Origin of the sequence: Streptomyces sp. MnatMP-M17, from assembly GCF_900091995.1 — a bacterium.
Lineage (GTDB): Bacteria > Actinomycetota > Actinomycetes > Streptomycetales > Streptomycetaceae > Streptomyces.
Genome location: NZ_FMDK01000798.1, coordinates 1 through 3,875 on the forward strand (window position 1 = coordinate 1; position 3,875 = coordinate 3,875).

4 protein-coding genes are annotated in these 3,875 nt (G+C 71.7%); all 4 read right to left on the bottom strand.

The genetic code is table 11. The features are described from left to right. The coding region (locus GA0115259_RS30855) for a glycosyltransferase (protein WP_093603105.1) at positions 1-1,112 on the bottom strand (1,112 nt) is incomplete at its 3' end. Continuing rightward, complete coding sequence (locus tag GA0115259_RS30860; RefSeq protein WP_093603107.1) at positions 1,109-1,918, bottom strand: alpha/beta fold hydrolase; 810 nt, start codon at positions 1,916-1,918, stop codon at positions 1,109-1,111. The genes GA0115259_RS30860 and GA0115259_RS30855, both read right to left, overlap by 4 nt. 3 nt (positions 1,919-1,921) lie before the next feature. After that, complete coding sequence (locus GA0115259_RS30865) at positions 1,922-2,272, bottom strand: acyl carrier protein (RefSeq protein WP_093603109.1); 351 nt, start codon at positions 2,270-2,272, stop codon at positions 1,922-1,924. Beyond that, a partial coding sequence (locus tag GA0115259_RS30870) for a 4'-phosphopantetheinyl transferase superfamily protein (RefSeq protein WP_141716758.1) occupies positions 2,262-3,875 on the bottom strand: 1,614 nt, incomplete at its 5' end. The genes GA0115259_RS30865 and GA0115259_RS30870, both read right to left, overlap by 11 nt.

Here is a 3,875-nt window from a genome sequence, read left to right on the forward strand (position 1 = left end):
CCCGCCGCGCGCAGGGAGCGGCCGATGGCCTCGGCGGCGGCCCGGTGGCCGCCGTCCGGGTCCAGTACGGTCTCGATGGCCGCGCCCAGCCTCGCCGCGTCCACCCGGCCGAAGCGGACCCGTACGCCCGCGCCCGCGTCGACGACCTGTCCGGCGACGATGGGCTGGTCGTCCCGGATCGGCGCGACCACCAGCGGCAGCCCGTGCCAGAGCGATTCGCACACGGTGTTGTGGCCGCCGTGGCAGACGACGGCGTCCACCCGTGCCAGCAGGTCCAGTTGGGGCACATGCTCACGGACCAGTACGCCGGGCGGCACCTCGGTGAGCGTATGGCCGGGATCGACCACGACGCCCTGCACCCGGTCTCGGAGGCGGTCGAGCGCGGTGACCGCCTCCGCGAGGAACCGGCCGCCCGCGTCCGCGTTGGCCGTACCGAGCGAGACGAGCACCGTGGCGCGCGCCGGATCCAGCTCGTCCCAGGGAAAGTCCGAGCGGTCCGCGCGCGGCGCGATCGCCGGGCCGACCAGATACGTCCGCTCGTTCGGCGGCGGCGCGTCACCGAGCAGTTCGCGCCCGGTGAACGCGATGACGCCGTGCGGCGAGAACCGTGGATCGCCGGTGCGCGCGGGATCGCCGATCCGCCCGCGCAGAGCGCCCAGCAGCTCGCTCAGCCAGGCGCCCACCTTGGGCATCCCGGCCAGCGGATCGATGAGTTCGGCCGAGGTGGTGGCGGAGGTGACATGGACGACGCCACGGCGCTCGGCGACCAGCGCGCCCGCCACGGCGTGCTGGTCGGTGAGGACGAGATCCGGCCGGAACGCGTCGATCGCGGCCTCGACACCGGGCGCCATCGCGTCGGCGAGCGGCACGAAGAACTCCGCCCACAGAAAGCGGAACGCGGCGGGCCCGGTGAGCCCGGGCGGTCTGCTCAGTCCGGCGCCCGGCACCACGCAGTCGTACACCGTGGTATCCGCGCCCGCCAGCCGGCGGATCTGGCCGGCATGGCCGGCCCATGCCACCTGATGGCCACGCCGGACCAGTTCGTCCGCGACTCCGACCAGCGGATTGACATGTCCGACGAGCGGCGGGACGACCAGCAGGAAGCGGCTCACCGCACCGCCTCGGCCAGCGTGTGCTCGCCCACCCACTCCAGGATCAGATTCCGGGTCTCCTCGGTCCGCTCCACCAGGACGGAGTGACCCTGCTCGGTGAGGACCACCGTACGGCAGGACGCCAGCTTGGCCTCCAGGCTGGGCACTTGGGCGCTCAGCCCGGACTCGTCGCCGAAGATCGCCAGCACCGGGCAGCCGAGCGCGTCCAGATCATCGCCGATGACGCGGCCGGCCGGGACGTCCTCGGCGAGCGTGGTGGTGCGCAGGATACGGCCGGCGCCCCGGGAGAGCCGGGCGGTGTGCGCGCCGTGCCTGGACGAGATCCAGCTGATGACCTCTTCGCGGGCGAGCTGGTTCTTGGCGTCGGCGAGACCGTCGGCCATGTGCCGGGTCCACTCCTCGACCGGCGGCTCGGACTCGATCATGGTGACGGTGGCGACCCGCTCGGGATGCCACGCGGCGAGCGCGGCGGCGACCGTACCGCCGAAGGAGTTACCGACCACATGCACCCGGCGCCGCTCGTCCAGCGCGTCGAGCAGCCCGACGAGATCGGCCACGAAGGACTCCAGCCGGTAGCCGGTGGGCGGCCGGTCGCTGCGGCCGTGCCCGCGCAGGTCGTACATGATCACGTCGTATCCCGCGGCGGCGAAGTCCGGGCCGAGGGTGAAGTAGTAGCTGGCCAGGCTGTCGGTGAGCAGGCCGTGCACAAACACGACCACGGCCGGCTCGCCGCCGTCCGCGGGCCGGTGTGCCGCGGGCAGCCGCTGGACATGTGTGGTGATCTCGCCGGTACTGATCTTGGCCATGGCTCAGCCCTCCGCACCGGCGCGCAGCGACGCCGAAACATAGTCGGCCAGCTCACCGACGGTGAGCGCGATGATCTCGTCCAGCTCCAGATCGGCGATGAAGAGGGCGACATTGACGCGGTCGCCGTAGTGCTCGCGCAGCGATCCGGCGAGCGTCACCAGGTCGATGCTCTCCAGTTCGAGATCGTCGTGGAAGGTGGTCTCCCGGGTGATCTCGGCGTCGTCCAGACCGTCCTCGGCCAGCAGCTCACGCAGCATGTCCGAGATATCGGCCAGTACGGCGTCGTCGCCGGTGGCCAGTGGCGTACGCTCCCCCGGCTCCGCGGTCGCGAAGCCGATCGCCTCAGTGCTCATCAAACTCTCCTGTCGTGTTGTCACCGGTCGTGCTGTCACCGGTCGTCCAGGCGACGACATACCGCCGCTCGGGCAGCCCCCGTGGATTGGCGACCTCCCGTACACCCACCTCGTACGACCGGTCCTCGGTCACCACACGGAGCCGGTCGCGCTCCGCGGCGACCACACGGAACTCGGCCGGGCGTCCGCCCAGTCCCGTTCCGCGTGTCTTGGCGACGGCCTCCTTGGCCGTCCAGAACCGGGTGAACCAGAGCGCGGCGCTCTCCGCCGATCCGGCCACCAGACTGTCGAGAAGGGCCAGTTCGGCCGGGCCGCACGCCGTCTCGGCGGTGGAGCGCGGCCGTTCGGTGATCTCCTCGACATCGATTCCGCACGGGCCGCGCCGGGCGATCGCGACCCCGGTCTCACGGCAGTGCGCGATCGACACCGTCAGCTCGCCCACCGCCCGCCCGTGCACACCACGGACCAGCGGGCGCCCCGTACCGTCGTTGTCGACGGCGATCTCGGCGGGATAGATCTCGCCCGCCTCCTCCTGCCAGAGGACTCCGCGCACCGCGTCCTTGGCGGCGATCCGCCCGAGCAGCCACTGCCGTCGGCGGACCGGTGGCAGCGCCTCGTAGCGGGCGCGCTCGGCGCCGCCGAGGATATTGCGCATGATCAGTTCCCGGGTGGCCAGATCGGGCCAGCGTTCATGGACCAGCGTCCAGCCCTCGGGCTCCGGGGTGGAGAGCGTGTGCTCGCCGGGGAAGCGGTCCACCTTGCGGATATTGGGATCGGTGTCGAAGCGCCGGTCCTGCCAGCCGGTGAACTCCGCCCATACGCGGCCGTCCTTGATGAGCTGCATGTCGGCGGTGAGCGTGAGATCGGTGATCTCGGTGATCCGGATCGCGCAGACCAGCCGCTCGCCCGGCTTCGGATCGGGCCCGTGGAAGCGGATGCGCTCCATTCCCACCGGGAACACCGTGGTGCGTTCGGTGAGTGTCGCCATGATCCAGTAGCCGAGCAACTGGCCGACGTTGTCGAGCAGTGCGCCGGGAGCCTCGGGCGCGGTGATGACTCCGCGCACATGCAGATCACCGATGGCGGTCAGTTCGCTGACGCCCTGGAAGCACGGTCCGTGGAACATCCACCGTTCGCTGTAGAGCTGTTCGGCCCGCAGACCGGGAACGCGTTCGGTAGCCGGATCGACGGGCCAGGGCTCCGGAGGCGCCGGATGGCGGTCCGCCAGTTCGACCACCGCCCGGGAGAAACCGGTCAGGCTCACCTCGATCCGGTCGGCCGACAGCCGCCGTATCTCCACCGGCACATCGGCGGCGGGCATGGCCTCGATCCACTTCAGCAGCCGCACGTCGTGGACCGCGACCGCGCGCCTGCCGGGGACCGCGCGCTCGGCGAACTCCATGAGGTGGGCGATCACCGTGGTCGCGGGCACGATCGGCCAGCGGTCGGCGTCATCGGGCCAGCCGGGCCGCTGCCGGTAGAAGCAGTGGTCGAGCAGATACGGCATCTCGGCCACGTCGACGCGCAGGACGGCGGGAACGGACGGCGGTACGGGCGGCGGTACGGGCGGGATCGCGGTCGGCGGCACGGGCGGCACCGGCGA

Coding starts and splice junctions, on each gene's coding strand:
- GA0115259_RS30860 (WP_093603107.1), bottom strand. CDS start 1,918: ATGGCCAAGATCAGTACCGGCGAGATCACCACACATGTCCAGCGGCTG.
- GA0115259_RS30865 (WP_093603109.1), bottom strand. CDS start 2,272: ATGAGCACTGAGGCGATCGGCTTCGCGACCGCGGAGCCGGGGGAGCGT.